At 62.7% G+C, this 16,718-nt stretch carries 15 protein-coding genes; 11 read left to right on the forward strand and 4 right to left on the reverse strand.

Translation table 11 applies throughout. From position 1 onward, the window contains the following. Positions 1 to 100 precede the first annotated feature (100 nt). From J2046_RS20860 to hflX, 6 genes are all read left to right on the forward strand, one after another. Positions 101 to 2,389: a sensor histidine kinase NtrY-like gene (locus tag J2046_RS20860; protein WP_210055197.1), complete on the forward strand. Its 2,289-nt coding sequence runs from the start codon at positions 101 to 103 to the stop codon at positions 2,387 to 2,389. Then, positions 2,379 to 3,743, forward strand: a complete 1,365-nt coding sequence (gene ntrX / locus J2046_RS20865; protein WP_037155107.1) for a nitrogen assimilation response regulator NtrX — start codon at positions 2,379 to 2,381, stop codon at positions 3,741 to 3,743. The genes J2046_RS20860 and ntrX overlap by 11 nt, the downstream gene beginning before the upstream one ends. A gap of 35 nt (positions 3,744 to 3,778) precedes the next feature. Further along, positions 3,779 to 5,155 carry a Trk system potassium transporter TrkA gene (gene trkA / locus J2046_RS20870; protein WP_210055199.1) on the forward strand — a complete coding sequence of 459 codons (1,377 nt, stop codon included), beginning with the start codon at positions 3,779 to 3,781 and terminating at the stop codon, positions 5,153 to 5,155. A 31-nt stretch (positions 5,156 to 5,186) separates the two neighbouring features. After that, positions 5,187 to 6,050, forward strand: a complete 864-nt coding sequence (locus J2046_RS20875) for a D-amino-acid transaminase (RefSeq protein WP_210055201.1) — start codon at positions 5,187 to 5,189, stop codon at positions 6,048 to 6,050. Positions 6,051 to 6,155: 105 nt separating this feature from the next. Next, positions 6,156 to 6,398, forward strand: a complete 243-nt coding sequence (hfq, locus tag J2046_RS20880; RefSeq protein WP_037155370.1) for an RNA chaperone Hfq — start codon at positions 6,156 to 6,158, stop codon at positions 6,396 to 6,398. Positions 6,399 to 6,472: 74 nt separating this feature from the next. Beyond that, positions 6,473 to 7,825 carry a GTPase HflX gene (gene hflX / locus J2046_RS20885; RefSeq protein ID WP_233470181.1) on the forward strand — a complete coding sequence of 451 codons (1,353 nt, stop codon included), beginning with the start codon at positions 6,473 to 6,475 and terminating at the stop codon, positions 7,823 to 7,825. 13 nt (positions 7,826 to 7,838) lie between these two features. Here the strand turns inward: hflX and mazG are convergent, their stop codons facing one another. The 3 genes from mazG to J2046_RS20900 form a co-directional block, all read right to left on the reverse strand. After that, positions 7,839 to 8,705, reverse strand: a complete 867-nt coding sequence (mazG, locus tag J2046_RS20890; RefSeq protein ID WP_210055203.1) for a nucleoside triphosphate pyrophosphohydrolase — start codon at positions 8,703 to 8,705, stop codon at positions 7,839 to 7,841. A 15-nt stretch (positions 8,706 to 8,720) separates the two neighbouring features. After that, entirely contained in the window at positions 8,721 to 9,308 is a 588-nt protein-coding gene (locus J2046_RS20895) for a deaminase (RefSeq protein WP_210055206.1), read from the reverse strand. Between the two features lie 104 nt (positions 9,309 to 9,412). Beyond that, entirely contained in the window at positions 9,413 to 10,774 is a 1,362-nt protein-coding gene (locus tag J2046_RS20900) for a GGDEF domain-containing protein (protein ID WP_210055208.1), read from the reverse strand. Positions 10,775 to 11,138: 364 nt separating this feature from the next. On the opposite strand from J2046_RS20900, the gene cysG reads away from it, so the two are divergent. From cysG to J2046_RS20925, 5 genes are all read left to right on the forward strand, one after another. Then, complete coding sequence (gene cysG, locus J2046_RS20905; protein ID WP_210055210.1) at positions 11,139 to 12,581, forward strand: siroheme synthase CysG; 1,443 nt, start codon at positions 11,139 to 11,141, stop codon at positions 12,579 to 12,581. Then, complete coding sequence (locus tag J2046_RS20910; RefSeq protein ID WP_210055212.1) at positions 12,578 to 12,892, forward strand: DUF2849 domain-containing protein; 315 nt, start codon at positions 12,578 to 12,580, stop codon at positions 12,890 to 12,892. Before cysG ends, J2046_RS20910 begins: the two co-directional genes overlap by 4 nt. Before the next feature lie 7 nt (positions 12,893 to 12,899). Next, positions 12,900 to 14,573: a nitrite/sulfite reductase gene (locus J2046_RS20915; protein ID WP_210055214.1), complete on the forward strand. Its 1,674-nt coding sequence runs from the start codon at positions 12,900 to 12,902 to the stop codon at positions 14,571 to 14,573. Continuing rightward, the gene (locus J2046_RS20920) at positions 14,574 to 15,083 is read left to right on the forward strand and encodes a DUF934 domain-containing protein (RefSeq protein WP_210055216.1); all 510 of its coding nucleotides are present in this window, start codon (positions 14,574 to 14,576) and stop codon (positions 15,081 to 15,083) included. It begins immediately after the preceding gene. Between the two features lie 139 nt (positions 15,084 to 15,222). Beyond that, a complete protein-coding gene (locus J2046_RS20925; RefSeq protein WP_210055217.1) occupies positions 15,223 to 16,035 on the forward strand; it encodes a ferredoxin--NADP reductase in 813 nt (270 codons plus the stop codon). 137 nt (positions 16,036 to 16,172) lie between these two features. Here the strand turns inward: J2046_RS20925 and J2046_RS20930 are convergent, their stop codons facing one another. Continuing rightward, a complete protein-coding gene (locus J2046_RS20930) occupies positions 16,173 to 16,640 on the reverse strand; it encodes a hypothetical protein (protein WP_210055219.1) in 468 nt (155 codons plus the stop codon). Positions 16,641 to 16,718: the final 78 nt, after the last annotated feature.

The raw sequence follows: 16,718 nt of genomic DNA on the forward strand, positions 1-16,718 counted from the left end.
CGTTGAGAAGATGAATCGGGCGTTTTCCAGGAAGTTATTAGTGCTTCACCCGGTCTGACCGGGCCGAAGCGATCGACCCGCGAGGATTGGAGTGGATTCGATGACGGATGGCGTGAAAGCGCCCGAGGCCGATAGCGATCCGCCAGGGATCGAACTGGCAGCCTCGGCACAGGACCGGCGTGCGTCGTTTGCGCTTCCCGGTCTCCTGCTGGCGAGCGGCGCGCTGATCTGTGCGACGCTGACGCTTTTCGTGCTTCTGGGCCTGACGCCGATTGCGCCGACCACCAATGTCGTCATCGCCTCAGCCGTCGTCAATTCGCTTTTCATCCTGGGCTTGATGTACCTGATCGGCCGTGAGGTCGCGCGGCTGCTGAAGGCGCGCAATCGCGGACGCGCCGCCGCCCGCCTGCATGTCCGCATCGTGGTTCTCTTCTCGATCGTGGCGATCACGCCGGCCGTGCTCGTGGCGATCTTTGCCAGTTTGACGCTGAATGTCGGCCTCGACCGCTGGTTCTCGCTACGCACCCAGTCGATCGTGCAGTCCTCGCAGGATGTCGCCCGCGCCTACATGCTCGAGAATGCCAGCTATCTTCAGGGCCAGACGGTGTCGATGTCGAATGACCTCGAACGCAATCGCGCGATGTTCTATCTCGATCGCACCGGGTTCGTCGAGCTGATGACGCGTCAGGCGCGTGGTCGCGGCATGCTCGGCGCCTTTCTGGTGCAGGAGGACGGCCAGGCGATCGTCCAGGCAGATATCAAGACGGAAAAGCCGCTGCCGGCGATCCCAGAGGACGCACTGAAGTCCGCAGCCGCAGGCCAGCCAACACTGATCCCGCCGGGCATCACCAATCTCGTCGGTGCCGTCATCCGGCTTGATGCCATTCCGGGCTCCTTCCTCTACACGATCCGTGCGGTCGATCCGAAGGTCATTTCGGCCATGCGGCTCATGGAGGAGAATACCGCCGAATACCAGCAGATGGAGGCGGGACGCACATCGCTGCAGATAGCATTCGCTGTGCTTTATCTCGGCTTCGCCCTGATCGTGCTGCTTGCGGCGATCTGGACGGCGATCGCGGTGGCCGACCGTATCGTGCGGCCGATCCGGCTGTTGATCAGTGCGGCCGATAACGTCGCGGCAGGCAATCTCAACGTCGTGGTGCCGGTGCGGGCGGCGGATGGCGACGTCGGCAACCTGTCGCGCACCTTCAACAAGATGATTTCGGAAATCCGCAGCCAGCGCGACGAGATTCTCGAGGCAAAGGATGAGGTCGACGATCGTCGTCGCTTTATCGAGGCCGTGCTTTCGGGCGTCACCGCTGCGGTGATCGGGGTCGAGGAGGACCGGCGCATCACCATCGTCAACCCTTCGGCGGAGGATGTTCTCGGTGCCCCCGCCGAAAAGCTGATCGGCGAGAAGCTGCAGGATGTCGCGCCCGAGGTTGACCAGGTGCTGACGGAGGCCAGGACGCGCGCTCGTGCTGACTTCCGCAAGCAGGTGAACCTGATGGGCGGTGGCAAGGAGCGGACGCTGTCCGTCCAGGTCACGCGCGAGGAGCAGCACGCCGCGCATGAATCCTACGTGGTCACGCTCGACGACATCACCGATCTCGTCATCGCCCAGCGTTCGACCGCCTGGGCGGATGTGGCGCGGCGCATCGCGCACGAGATCAAGAATCCGCTGACGCCTATCCAGCTTTCGGCCGAGCGCCTTAAGCGCCGCTACGGCAAGCAGATTGCCGAGGATGATCGTGCCGTCTTCGATCAGTGCACCGATACGATCGTGCGTCAGGTCGGTGATATCGGCCGTATGGTCGACGAATTCTCCGCTTTCGCACGCATGCCGAAGCCCACCAAGGAGGAGGCGGATCTACGTGATATCCTGCGGGACGCGATCTTCCTCAGGGAGATGGGCACCTCCCACGTGGAATTCATCCGCGAACTCGGCGAAGAACCGCTCAGGGGCATGTTCGATACGCGCATGCTCGGCCAGGCTTTCGGCAATCTGATCAAGAATGCTGTGGAGGCGATCGAGTCGGTGCCGAGCGGCGATGAGCGCGACGGCCGCAAGGTCAAGGTGCGCTCCGTCTTCGATGCGGCGCGCGAGGCGTATGTCGTCGATGTCATCGACAACGGCAGCGGCCTGCCGAAGGAGAACCGGCACCGCATTCTCGAACCCTACATGACCATGCGCGAAAAGGGCACGGGTCTTGGGCTCGCAATCGTCAAGAAGATCATTGAGGAACACGGCGGGCAGCTCGAATTGCACGACGCACCCGCCGATTTCGATCATGGCAAGGGCGCCATGATCAGGGTTCTGCTGCCGCATGTACAGAATGCAGTGGTTCCCGGGACGGACAAAAACAAGGAATTGGCTTATGGCGTCTGATATTCTGGTCGTGGATGATGAGGCAGATATTCGGGAAATCGTTTCCGGCATTCTGTCCGATGAGGGGCATGAGACCCGCACCGCGCATGACAGCGACAGCGCGCTTGCCACGATTTCGGATCGCGTGCCGCGTCTCGTTTTCCTGGACATCTGGATGCAGGGATCGAAGCTCGACGGGCTTGCATTGTTAGACGAGATCAAGAGCCGCCATCCGGAGCTGCCGGTGGTCATGATCTCCGGCCACGGCAATATCGAGACGGCGGTTTCCGCGATCAAGCGCGGCGCCTTCGACTTCATCGAGAAGCCGTTCAAGGCGGACCGACTGATCCTGATCGCCGAGCGGGCGCTCGAAAATTCCAAGCTGAAGCGCGAGGTGACCGAACTCAAAAAACGGGCTGGTGATGCGGCGGAACTGGTGGGGACATCGGTTGCCGTCTCGCAGCTTCGCCAGACGATCGAGAAGGTGGCGCCGACCAACAGCCGCATCATGATCCTTGGCCCGTCGGGTTCAGGCAAGGAGCTCGTGGCGCGCATGATCCACAAGAGATCTGCACGGTCCGGCGGGCCGTTCGTGGCGCTCAACGCTGCCACGATCACCCCGGACAGGATGGAAGTCGCGCTTTTCGGCACCGAAGGCGGTCCTGGTCAGCAGCGCAAGATCGGCGCGCTGGAAGAGGCCCACCGCGGCATTCTCTATCTCGATGAAGTGGGCGAAATGCCGCGCGAGACGCAGAACAAGATCCTGCGCGTGCTGGTCGACCAGCAGTTCGAACGCGTCGGCGGTTCGAAGCGCGTCAAGGTCGACGTCCGCATCATCTCGTCGACTGCGTATAATCTCGAAAATCTCATTGCCGACGGCTCGTTCCGCGAGGATCTCTATCACCGTCTCGCCGTGGTTCCGGTCAAGGTCCCGGCGCTGGCCGAGCGCCGCGAGGATATCCCGTTCCTGGTCGACATGTTCATGCGTCAGATTTCCGAACAGGCCGGCATTCGCCCGCGCAGGATCGGTGAGGATGCCATGGCCGTCTTGCAGGCGCATGACTGGCCGGGCAATATCCGTCAGCTCCGCAACAACATCGAGCGGCTGATGATTCTCGCCCGCTCCGATGGCCCCGACACGCAGATCTCCGCCGATATGCTTCCAACCGACCTGGGCGACATGCTGCCCAAGGTGGCGGGCAAGGGTGATTACCACATCATGACCCTGCCGCTGCGTGAAGCGCGCGAGATGTTCGAACGCGATTATCTCATCGCCCAGATCAACCGCTTCGGAGGCAATATCTCCCGTACGGCCGAGTTCGTCGGCATGGAGCGTTCCGCCCTTCACCGCAAGCTCAAATCGCTTGGCGTCTGATCCATGGAAGTCCCCGCTGGAAAGGTCCTCGACCGATGAAAGTCATCATTTGCGGCGCAGGGCAGGTGGGCTACGGCATCGCCGAACAGCTGTCACAGGAAGACAACGACGTCTCCGTGATCGACACCTCCGCAGCCCTGGTTGCGGCGATCACCGAGACACTCGACGTGAAGGGCTATGTAGGCCACGGAGCGCATCCGGATACGCTGGAAAAGGCGGGTGCCGAGGATGCCGACATGATCATCGCCGTGACGCTTTATGACGAGGTCAATATCGTCGCCTGCGAGGTGGCGCACGCGCTGTTCTCCGTACCGACCAAGATCGCCCGTATCCGTGCCCAGAACTATCTGAAGCCGGAATATGCCGATCTTTTCAATCGACAGAACATGTCGATCGACGTGACGATTTCGCCGGAGGTCGAGGTCGGCAAGATGGTGCTGCGGCGTATCTCCTTTCCCGGCGCCACCGACGTGGTCCGTTTCGCCGAAGACCAGATTGTCATGGTGGCGATCGAGTGCATGGAGGATTGCCCGGTCATCGCGACGCCGTTGCACCAACTCTCTGCTCTCTTTCCGGATCTGATGGCAACGGTCGTCGGCATTTTCCGCAACGGCGGGCTGGCGGCCGCTCGTTCCGCCGACCAGCTGGAGGTCGGCGACCTCGCCTATGTCATCTGCTGCCGCGAGCACATCCGCCGCACGCTCGGCCTCTTCGGCCACGAGGAACAGGAAGCGCGGCGCATCATCATCGCCGGTGGCGGCAATATCGGGCACTATGTCGCCCAGATGATCGAGGAGCATCAGCCGAGAACGCGGCTGAAGATCATCGAAAGCAACCGGGAAAGGGCGGTGGCGATTTCCGAACAGCTTCGCAACACGATCGTGCTGCACGGTTCGGCGCTCGACCAGAACATTCTGATGCAGGCGGATATCCAGGATACCGACCTGATGGTGATGCTGACCAACAGCGACCAGATCAATATTCTCGGCGCGGTATTGAGCAAGTCCCTCGGCTGCAAGTCGAACCTGGTGCTGATCAATTCCACTTCGCTCCATCAGATTACCGATTCCGTCGGCATCGACGCGCAGATCAATCCGCGCGCGGTGACCGTCTCCCGCGTTCTGCAGCATGTCCGTAAGGGCCGGATCCGCTCCGTCTATGCGGTGCAGAAGGGCGCGGCGGAAGTGATCGAGGCCGAGGCGCTCGAAACCTCGCCATTGGTCGGCCGGCCATTCCGCGACCTCGACCTGCCGGACGGCATCCGCATCGGTGCGATCTATCGCGGCGACACCGTCATCCGTCCGGATGGCGATACCAGGATCAAGGCGCGCGACCGGGTCGTGCTCTTCGCGACCGCCGATGCCGTGCGCGACGTGGAGCAGCTTTTCCGCGTTTCCATCCAGTATTTCTGAGCAGCATTTTGAAAAGAGCAGGGGACATTTGATGTCGAGGATTGCCTATGTGAACGGACAATATGTCCGCCATCCCGAAGCCGCCGTGCATGTGGAGGACCGCGGTTTCCAGTTCGCGGACGGCGTCTACGAGGTCTGCGAGGTGCGCCAGGGCATGATCGTCGATCTGTCGCGGCATCTGAACCGCCTCGACCGGTCACTCCGAGAACTGAAGATGGCATCCCCGATGAGTCGCGCGGCCCTGACCCTCGTGATCCGCGAGGTGCTCCGCCGCAACCGGGTCAGGAATGGCATCTTTTATCTGCAGGTGACGCGCGGCGCCGCCCGCCGCGACCATTATTTCCCGGCCCCCGATACGCCGCCGACCATCACGATCACCGCCAAAAGCACCGATCCATCCGTGGCGGCGAAGAAATACGCCAATGGCATCAAGGTCATCACCGTGCCGGAAAACCGCTGGGACCGTGTCGACATCAAGACCGTCGGACTTCTGCCCAACGTACTCGCCAAGCAGCAGGCGAAAGAGCAGGGCGCCCAGGACGCCATCTTTGTCGATCGCGACGGCATTGTCATGGAAGGCGCCTCCTCCAATGTCTGGATCGTCACGCCTGAGGCGGAACTGGTCACGCGTCCTGCGGAGCATGGAATCCTGAAGGGAATCACTCGCACGACGCTGATGGATGTCGCCGCAAAGCTCGACCTCAAGGTCGCGGAACGTGAGTTCAAGGTCGAGGAGATGATGGCGGCCCGCGAAGTCTTTTTCACGTCGGCGACCGGCATCTGCGTCCCGATCGTTGAAATCGATGGAAAGCCCGTTGCCAACGGCCATCCGGGCACCGTGTCGGCAAGCATCCGTGACGCCTTTTTCGACATTGCGGAAAAGACGCCGATTTGATAACCAGACGTGAGGGGAAGGGAATACGAGGGCATTTCCCGGTCGTCTCTCACCAGCTTGATCATGATCCCGGCCCTTGCCGGCAAAAAAGAAAGAAGCGGCGCTATGGCGGAACGTTCTCAGAACCTGCAGGATTTATTTCTTAATACCGTTCGCAAGCAGAAGATTTCCCTGACGATATTCCTGATCAACGGGGTGAAGCTCACAGGCGTTGTCACTTCTTTTGACAACTTCTGCGTCCTTCTTCGTCGTGACGGCCACTCTCAGCTCGTGTATAAACACGCGATCTCGACCATCATGCCGGGCCAGCCGATGCAGATGTTCGAAAGTGAAGAGAACGCCGCTTAAGGACGAACGAAATCACAACGCGCGACACGTCGAACGAATCGCTTGTTCCGGAGTCCGAAAGGCTCCGGGACGATATGCGTGCGGTCGTGGTGGTGCCGGTCCTCAAGCAGGCGAGGCCCCAAGGGGGACATAGGGCCGGGCAGGGTGATTCGCCCGCGGCACCGGTGCCGCAGCGGTCCAGCGAGGCCCGCCTCGACGAGGCGATCGGACTGGCCAAGGCAATCGACCTGACGGTGGTCGAGGGCCTCATCGTGCCCGTCGGCCAGCCGCGCCCGGCGACCCTCATCGGCACCGGCAAGATCGAGGAGATCAAGGCGCTGCTCGACGAGAAGAACGCCGGGCTGGTCATCGTCGATCATCCGCTGACCCCGGTGCAGCAGCGCAATCTCGAAAAGGAATGGAACGCCAAGGTCATCGACCGCACGGGCCTGATCCTCGAAATCTTTGGCCGCCGCGCCTCCACCAAGGAGGGCACGCTGCAGGTCGATCTCGCCCATCTCAACTACCAGAAGGGCCGCCTTGTGCGAAGCTGGACCCACCTGGAGCGCCAGCGCGGCGGCGCGGGCTTTATGGGCGGCCCCGGCGAAACCCAGATCGAAGCCGACCGCCGGCTCCTGCAGGAGCGGATCGTCCGGCTGGAGCGCGAGCTGGAACAGGTGGTGCGCACCCGCCAGCTTCACCGGGCCAAGCGCCGCAAGGTGCCGCATCCGATCGTGGCTCTGGTGGGCTACACAAACGCCGGCAAGTCGACGCTCTTCAACCGCATCACCGGCGCCGGCGTGCTGGCCGAGGACATGCTGTTCGCGACCCTGGACCCGACGCTTCGCCGCATGAAGCTGCCGCATGGCCGCACGGTCATCCTGTCCGATACGGTCGGCTTCATCTCAGACCTGCCGACCCATCTGGTCGCCGCCTTCCGCGCCACGCTGGAAGAGGTGCTGGAAGCCGATCTCATCCTGCATGTGCGCGACATGTCCGATCCGGACAACGCCGCCCAGGCGGGCGATGTCCTGCGCATCCTCGCCGATCTCGGCATCGACGAGAAGGAAGGGGCCGAGCGCATCATCGAGGTCTGGAACAAGATCGACAGGCTCGCCCCGGAAACGCACGAGGCAATTGCGGAACGGGCCGCCGGCCGCAAGAACGTCATGGCGGTGTCGGCGATCACCGGCGAGGGCATCGACGCCCTGATGGAGGAGATCGCGAGACGCCTTTCCGGCGTGCTGACCGAAACCACCATCACCATTCCGCCGGACAGGCTTTCGCTGGTCTCGTGGATCTACGGCGATGCCGTCGTCGACGACCGCAAGGACAATGACGATGGCTCCGTCACGCTCGACGTGCGGCTGACCGAGCGTCAGGCCGCCGATCTGGAACGCCGGCTCGGCAACGCCCCGAAGCCGGTGAAAGAGGATTGGCAGCGGTGACGCTCGGGTTCCATCATTCGCTTTGAGAACCGCTTAGCTTCCGCTCGATCGCCTTCGCCGCTTGCCAGAGCTCTTCCATGCGCTCCAGCGTGGCGCTTTCCAGCGTTTCATCCGATTTCTGAAGTTCCGTCTCGATATGGTTGAAGCGACGCCGGAATTTCGTATTCGTGCCGCGTAGTGCCTCTTCCGGATCGGCCTTCACGTGCCGGCCGATATTGACGAGTGCGAAGATCAGGTCGCCGAGCTCGTCCGCCACCTTGTCCCGCTGGTTTTCCCGCAGCGCCTCGCGCAACTCGCCGATTTCCTCCTCGATCTTGTCGAGGATGGGCTCGGCCTCAGACCAGTCGAAACCCACCTTGGCGGCTCTCTGCTGCAGCTTCAGAGCTTCGGTCAGCGCCGGCTGGCTGCGATGCACGGAGCCGAGGAAGCCGTGCTTGAAGTCTTCCGTCACGCTCGGGCCTGACCCGAGGGCGTGCTTGGCCCGCCGCTCGGCGCGCTCGCGCTTTTCTTCCGCCTTGATGTCGTCCCACTGCACCTTCACCGCGTCAGGCGTATCGGCATCCGATTGGGCGAAGACGTGCGGATGACGGCGGATCATCTTCTTCGTGATCGCCTCGACCACGTCGCCGAAGGAGAAGTCGCCGGCTTCTTCCGCCATCCGGGCGTGGAAGACCACCTGCAGCAGCAGGTCCCCGAGTTCCTCGCAGAGGTCGCCCATGTCGTTGCGCTCGATCGCGTCGGCCACTTCATAGGCCTCCTCGATCGTATAGGGCTTGATGGTCGTAAAATTCTGCTCCAGATCCCAGGGGCAGCCGGTGACGGGCGTGCGCAGCGCCGCCATGATCTCGATCAGCCGCGAAATGTCCTTCGATGGTTCCATGAGGCGGTCCTTCGCTCAAGCGAGCGGAATATTGTTTTCGGTCTTCCCGGACTGGTAGCTGTCCGAAAGCCTCTGGTAGGCGTCTTTGATGCGCGCTGTCTGCGCCTTGAGCCTGCCGCGCAGCGGTTCGTCCTCGCTCTCCACCAGATCGGCGATGAAATAGGAATTCCAGAAGGCGTTTTGGCGACGATAGCCGCCGGGCTCCAGCCCGAACACTTCCTTCAGGATCTTCAGGTCATGTGGAATGGCGAAGGCGTCGCGCGAATCCTCATGGGTGAAGAAGGAGTAGAAATTGTCGAAGCCTGCCCAGGTGATCGCCGACATGCACATCGTGCAAGGCTCGTGAGTCGACAGGAAAATCAAATCCTTGGAAGGAAGATTTAGAGTCTTCTCATGAAAGCGCTTCAGCGTATGGACCTCACCATGCCAGAGCGGGTTTTCAAGCTCGTTGTTCGTCTCGGCGATGACCAGCGAAAGGTCGGATTTTTTCAGGATCGCCGCGCCGAACACCTTGTTGCCGGCGGCAACGCCCTTTTCCGTCAGCGGCAGGATGTCGGTTTCGATCACGTCCAGCAGACGGGCGGCGATGGTCTTCGCGGTCAAGGCAGGCTTCCTTCAAAGATGGCTGGCGCCAATCTATGGCCATCGGACCTGCGGGAAAAGCGCTTTGTGGCCGTCTTCCGGGCTTATCCGCAGCTACCGCCGTCTCACGCTGCGATCACCTGGTTGCGGCCGCCGTTCTTCGCCAGGTAGAGAGCCTTGTCGGCGGCATCGATCAGATGCTGGAAGTCCGGATGGCCGCGATGCGTCGCCACGCCGATCGAGATCGTTCCGCGAATGCTCGTCCCGTCGGCGACGTTCAGGTCCGTGTTCATGAAGCCGGCCCTGACCCGCTCCGCGACCTCGAACGCCTTGTCGTGATCGGTCTCGACGAGTGCCACAAGGAATTCCTCGCCGCCGTAACGGAAGACGATGTCGGCTGCGCGGGTGTGTTCGATGATGATCTCGGCCACCTGCCGCAGCACCTGGTCGCCGGCCGGATGGCCCCAGCGGTCGTTGATCTGCTTGAAATGGTCGACATCGATCATCAGCACCGACAAAGGCGTGCCGTGCTGTAGACAGAGCGAGACCTCGCGGCCGAGGATCGAGGGAAGGAATTTGCGGTTCAGGGCATTGGTCAGGGCATCGCGCGCGCCGGCGGAGGCCGAGAGGCTCTGGAAGAGATCGGCCAGCAGGAACTTGATCTCCTCCACGAGCGACTGGAGCCGCGCCACCACGGCCGCAATCTCCGCTCCGTCCGCGGCGTCGCGATTTTCGATCTTCGGAAGAAGCCGGTCGTCGATTTCCCGCATGGCTTTTTCGATGTTCTTCAGCATCAGCGAGCCCTGGAACATGATGCTCGCGCGATGCCGGAACCACAGGCCGAACTCGGATGAGGAGATCGACTCTATCCGCGGCTTGCTGCCGGCGGAGCCAAAGAGGCCGAAAATAACCGACTGGCTCCATTCCATCAGCGCGGCCCGCTGGCTTTCCCGCTCCACGCCGACATCCTGGCCGAGCGTGAACAGCCTGTAGGCCTCCTCGACCTTGGCGCGCTGCGCCGCACCGCTGACATAGGCCTCGCTCATCTGCAGCATGGCGTAGTCCATGACCTCGTTGAACAGCACGATGGCGGTTGCTGCCTGCCGGTTGCCGTACTCGGCGAGCAGGGCCTTCGACACATCGGTCTTGATCAGGCTTGCCCCTTCGAGCACGAGGTGCATCGGCAGCCTGATGCGCGCGTGCACTTCGCCGGTGCGCCTCTGCCGGTCGTTGAAATCGGAGAGATCGCCGTCGGGCTCGATCTCCATGAGCGTCAGGAGCCATTTCCGCAGGGAATGGCTCAGCCGCTCATGGACCACCGAATGACTGAGAAACGGCAAGGCTTTCTCATGGGCGAGGAAAGTGTCGTAGAAGCGATTGACCAGTTGATCGGCGTCCCGCTCGACCACTTCCAGCAGTGTCTCCCGGGCGGATGAAAGAAGGTTTCTGTCGCAGGACTGCCAGAAATTCAGAGGTCGCGGGCTCATGTGCGGAAACATCGCTTTTCGAGAGAGACAGACACAGGTTTCTGAGCATTCTTCTGTTTCAATTCTATTAAAATTGCGGCTTGTCATGTCGCCTCGCAGGGTATTTCTTCCCCGATTTTTGGCGCCGGATGTAGGGCGGCGTCCTCCTTTGCTGCTGCGCCTTGCCGAAAGCGAAGGGCCGCAGAACGGGAACGCAGTTCCAAGCCTCGGAAAAGGCTGAGAAAGACAGCCTGCGGTGGCTTTTGCTCAAGAAGCCGCGGAACGCGAAACAGAAATACCGCGACGCAGCACACTTCGCATATCCATTCCTTCAACTTCGGTGAGTGATCGCGGATAGTGCCTTATTATGGTTCAAGGTACGCGCATGTTCTCAACTCCAGATCGCCTGTCGGTTTTCCCGGCCTTCTTCCGTGTCAGCGGCAGGAGCGCGCTGGTGTTCGGCAATGGCGACGAGGCTTTCGCCAAGGCCCGGCTGCTGCGCAATACGGATGCCGGGATCGTCGCCTATGCGCCGGCACCGGAAGCGGATTATGCCGTCTGGCTTGCCGCTGAGGGCATCGAAACCGTTCGCGCCCTGTTTTCACCGGAACAGGTGAAGGGCGCTGTACTGGTGTTTGCCGCGACCGGTGATGCTGCGCTGGACCGGGCGATCGTAATGGCCGCCCGCGCGGAGAAGATACCCGCAAACGCGGTCGATCAGCCGGATTTCTGCGATTTCTACACTCCGGCCCTGGTCAACAGGGCCCCGGTCGCCGTGGCGATCGGTACCGAAGGGGCAGGGCCGGTTCTCGCCCAGATGATCCGCGCCCGCATCGACCGGATGCTGTCGCCTTCGCTCGGTGCGCTTGCCCGGCTTGCAGCCGAATATCGCGATGCAGCCGAACGGCTTGTGCCGCGTGGCGTGTCGCGGCGCATCTTCTGGCGGCGCTTCTTTTCCGGCGCTGTGGCCGACGCCGTCGATGCCGGTGACAATGCCGCTGCCCGCCGCATGGCCAATGCGCTCTTGTCCGCCACCGGTCGCGCCGAAGGCAAGATCTGGCTGGTCGGCGCCGGTCCGGGTGCCGAGGACCTTTTGACGCTGCGCGCACAGCGGGTGCTGATGGAAGCTGATGTGATCGTCTATGACGCGCTCGTGCCGCCGGCGATCGTCGACATGGGTCGCCGCGATGCCGAGCGCCTTTCGGTCGGCAAGCGCAAGAACTGCCATTCGAAATCGCAAGATGAGATCAATCGTCTGCTGGTCGAGCTCGGCCGCCAGGGCAAGCGTGTCGTGCGTCTGAAATCCGGCGATCCGCTCGTCTACGGCCGCGCTGGCGAGGAGATGGCGGCGCTCCGTGAGGCGGGCATCGCCTACGAGATCGTGCCGGGCATCACGTCGGCCTTTGCCGCCGCCGCCGATTTCGACCTGCCGCTGACGCTGCGCGGCGTCGCTTCGTCGCTGATCTTCACGACGGGACACGACCTGACCGGCGACGTGCTGCCGGACTGGGCAAGCCTCGCCGTTTCGGGCGCGACGATCGCCGTCTATATGGGCCGCACGGTCGCCGCTTCCGTGGCGGAACGTCTGATGGACGCCGGCCTCGCGCCGGAGACGACGGTCGCCGTGGTCGAGAATGCCAGCCGCGCCGACCACCGGCTTTTCCATGGGGTCCTCGGCGAACTGCCGGATCTTCAGGCGCGCGACGATCTCGTCGGTCCCGTCATGGTGATCATCGGCGAGGCTGTCGCCGGCGCGAATTTCGAAAAATCCGAGCCATTGTCAGTTTTCAGGGCTGCGGTTCGGGAAACGACAGGAATAAGAGGATGACCGACAAGGTTCTAACCGCCAACCGCCTGACCGACGGCATCGCCGTCTGGCTCGATGCGAACGGCCGATGGGTGGAAAACCTGCAGGACGCGCTTGTTGCGCGCCACGCGGAAGCTGTCGTCTCGCTGGAGGCGATCGGCAAGCGCGATTTCGCCGAGAACAAGGTCGTCGACATCGCGGTCGTCGATGTGGAGGAGCAGGGCGGCAAGCTCTGGCCGATCCGCCTTCGCGAGCGTATTCGCGCTCAAGGCCCGACCATGGAATATGCCGCCGGCTATCGCGCAGCCGATCCGGCCTTCATCGCAGTCTGAGGAAACCATGTACCGTTACGACGAATTCGACCACGCTTTTGTCACAAGCCGCGTGGAGCAGTTCCGCGATCAGGTGGCGCGCCGCCTTTCCGGCGAACTGGCGGAGGACGCTTTCAAGCCGCTGCGCCTGATGAACGGCGTCTATCTTCAGCTTCACGCCTATATGCTGCGCATCGCGATTCCCTACGGCACGCTGAATTCGAAGCAGATGCGCATGCTGGCCCATATCGCCCGCAAGTATGACCGCGGTTACGGGCATTTCACCACCCGCCAGAACATCCAGTTCAACTGGCCGAAGCTCTCTGACACGCCGGATATCCTGGCGGAACTCGCGACCGTCGAGATGCATGCGCTGCAGACCTCCGGCAACTGCATCCGCAACGTCACGGCCGACCATTTCGCCGGTGCCGCCGCGGACGAAGTGGCCGATCCGCGGCCCTATGCGGAAATCCTGCGCCAGTGGTCGTCCGTTCATCCGGAATTCTCCTTCCTGCCGCGCAAGTTCAAGATTGCCGTGACCGGCGCCGAGCGGGATCGCGCGGCGATCCAGGTGCACGACGTCGGCCTGCATCTGAAGAAGAACGACAAGGGCGAGCTGGGCTTTGCCGTCTATGTCGGCGGCGGGCAGGGGCGTACGCCGCTGATTGCAAAGAAGATCAAAGATTTCCTGCCGGAAGCTGATCTTCTTTCTTATGTGACGGCGATCATGCGCGTCTATAACCTGCACGGCCGCCGCGACAACAAGTACAAGGCTCGCATCAAGATACTGGTGCATGAAACCGGCGCGGAGGAACTGACGCGTCAGGTAGAGGAGGAATTCGCCCACCTGCGGGAGACAGAGCTGAAGCTGCCGGAAGCCGACGTGGTCGCGATCGCCGCCTATTTCGCGCCGCCGGCTCTGCCGGATCGCGCCGAAGGCTGGGCGCAGCTTGCGGGCTGGAAGAAACAGGACGAGGCGTTCGCCCGCTGGGTAAGCCAGAATGTGCAGCCGCACAAGCATCCCGATTACGGCATGGTGACGATCTCGTTGAAGCCGATCGGCGGCATTCCGGGCGATGCGTCGCACGAGCAGATGGACCTGATCGCCGATCTGGCGGAGGAATTCGCCTTCGACGAAATCCGCATCAGCCACGAGCAGAACGTGATTTTCCCGCATGTGGCGCTGGCCGATCTGGAGCCGCTCTACCGGGCGCTGGTCGCCCACAATCTGGCGACCGCCAATGCCGGGCTGATCACAGATGTCATCGCCTGTCCGGGGCTCGACTACTGCGCGCTGGCGAATGCCCGCTCCATTCCCGTGGCGCAGGAAATCTCCACCCGTTTCGGTTCGCCGGAACGCCAGGCCGAGATCGGCGAGCTGAAGATCAAGATCTCCGGCTGCATCAATGCCTGCGGCCACCACCATGTCGGCCATATCGGGCTGCTCGGCGTCGAGAAGAAGGGCGCCGAGCTCTACCAGATCACGCTTGGCGGTTCGGCGGACGAGAACACCTCGATCGGCGAGATCATCGGCCGCGGCTTCGAGCCGAGCAAGGTGACGGACGCGGTCGAGACGATCGTCGACACCTATCTGGCCTTGCGGCTCTCGAAGGAGGAGACCTTCCTCGATGCCTATCGCCGGGTCGGGCCGCAGCCGTTCAAGGAAGCGCTCTATGGCGATGCCAAGGCGGAGGCTGCGTAAATGACCAGGATCTGGAGAGAAACCGGCTTCGTCGAGAACGACCCCTGGGTGATCGAGACCGAAGAGGTGAAGGCGAGCGAGGAGCAGAAGGCGCTGCTGCCGCTGGAGCAACTGATCGAGAAGGCGGAATCCAGCAACGATGTCGGCCTCGGCGTGCTGATCAGGCCCGGTGACGATGTCCACAAGCTCGAGCCCTATCTCTACCGCCTCGAGATCGTCGCGGTGGAATTTCCCGCCTTCAACGACGGCCGCGCGTTCAGCCATGCCTCGCTGCTACGCGACCGGCTCGCCTACCGCAACGAATTGCGCGCTGTGGGCGATGTGCTGATCGACCAGGTGCCGCTGATGCTCAGGGTCGGCATCGACAGTTTTGCGGTGACGAACGCGACCGCGCTGAAGCGGCTGGAGGAGGGGCGCCTGCCGGGTATTGCGGTCCATTACCAGCCGACGGCGAGGGCGGCGGAAAAGGCACCCGGCTACAGCTGGCGCCGCCGCACCGCGACCGCCTGAGGCGGAAAGCGGATTTTCCGGCACATATTTTCCCTGAAGCCCCGCGACTTGAGGACGCGGGTGCCTTCAAATGAACGGCCTTATGGTATATTTCGCTAGTGCGAAAGATGGGCCACAGACTGAGACGAGACGGACAGGCATGAACGCTCCAGCGAAGACAGAAGAATTTGCGGTCAAGATCCCCGACGGCGTTTATGCCGAGACGGTGCTTGACGTCGAGCATTACACCGACCGCCTGTTCCGCTTCCGCATGACGCGGCCGGCCGGTTTCCGCTTCCGCTCGGGCGAGTTCGCGATGATCGGCCTGATGGTCGGCGACAAGCCGATCTACCGCGCCTATTCGGTGGCGAGCCCCGCCTGGGACGAGGAGCTGGAATTCTTCTCGATCAAGGTGCCGGACGGCCCGCTCACCTCGCATCTCCAGAAGATCCAGCCGGGCGATATCGTGCTGATGCGCAAGAAGCCGACCGGCACGCTGGTGCTCGATGCGCTGACGCCGGGCAAGCGGCTCTACATGTTCTCGACCGGCACCGGCATTGCGCCCTTCGCAAGCCTCATCCGCGACCCCGAGACCTACGAAAAGTTCGACGAGGTGATCCTCACCCATACCTGCCGCGAGGTGGCCGAGCTGAAATACGGCTTCGACCTCATGGAGGAGATCAGGAACCACGAATTCCTGGCCGAGATCGTCGGGGACAAGCTGAAGCATTACCCGACCGTCACCCGCGAGGAATTCTGGCACAAGGGCCGCATCACCGACCTGATCACGAGCGGCAAGCTGTTCACCGATCTGGGCGTCCCGCCGCTCGACCCGGAAACCGATCGCGGCATGATCTGCGGTTCGTCCGACATGCTGAAGGACACCAAGGCGCTGCTCGAAAAGGCGGGGCTGACCGAAGGCGCCAACAGCAAGCCGGCCGAATTCGTCATCGAACGGGCGTTTGTGGGGTGAGGTCCGGTCGGCGCAGCCGACGAAACGATCCAGTGAATCGTTTCGAGGACCGAACGCCGCGAGCCTAAAGCGAGCGGCCAGGACGCCGGTGCGGCATGCGCGGCCTCATTACGCCCTTTCCGCCTCTTCGACATCGATCACTGCCCGCCCTCCACGAACGTCTCTTCCTCCTCCGCGACCCTGCCGAATCTCTGGAAGGCGCGGGCGATGCCTGGCGGCGGCGGGGCGACCGGCGGGAGGCGAAGACGGCGCAGCCAGCCGCGCAGGGCCGGGCGGTTGGCGGGTTCCTCGGCAAGCGCGGCGACGGCCGCGGAGAGGTTGAGCCTCAGTATAAAAGTCTGCTCCTCGTTTTCCGCTTCGGGCAAGGAGTCCCGTCGGGAAAACCGCGCGGCACAGCCGCCGGCGATCTTTCTCTGTCCGGCGAAGAGAGTGCGATGCGTCGCCTGCAGGGTGCCGACGCATTCGGGCTCGCCATCCGCGGAGACGGCGGCCGCGCAGCACCCGGTGCGGCAGGCACGGCGCGGGCAGAGCCGCGGCATGCCGAGGACTTCGGCGAGACGGCGGCTGATGCGGGTTTCGAGGGACGGGAGGCTGGGATCTGTCATGGGCGCTCCGTTGGTGAATGGGTGGGATGGGCTGGACGGAGTCCTCCCTTGGCGATGGTCGGAATTTCTCCTCGGGTT

Origin of the sequence: Neorhizobium petrolearium (assembly GCF_017873175.1) — a bacterium.
GTDB classification, from domain to species: domain Bacteria; phylum Pseudomonadota; class Alphaproteobacteria; order Rhizobiales; family Rhizobiaceae; genus Neorhizobium; species Neorhizobium petrolearium.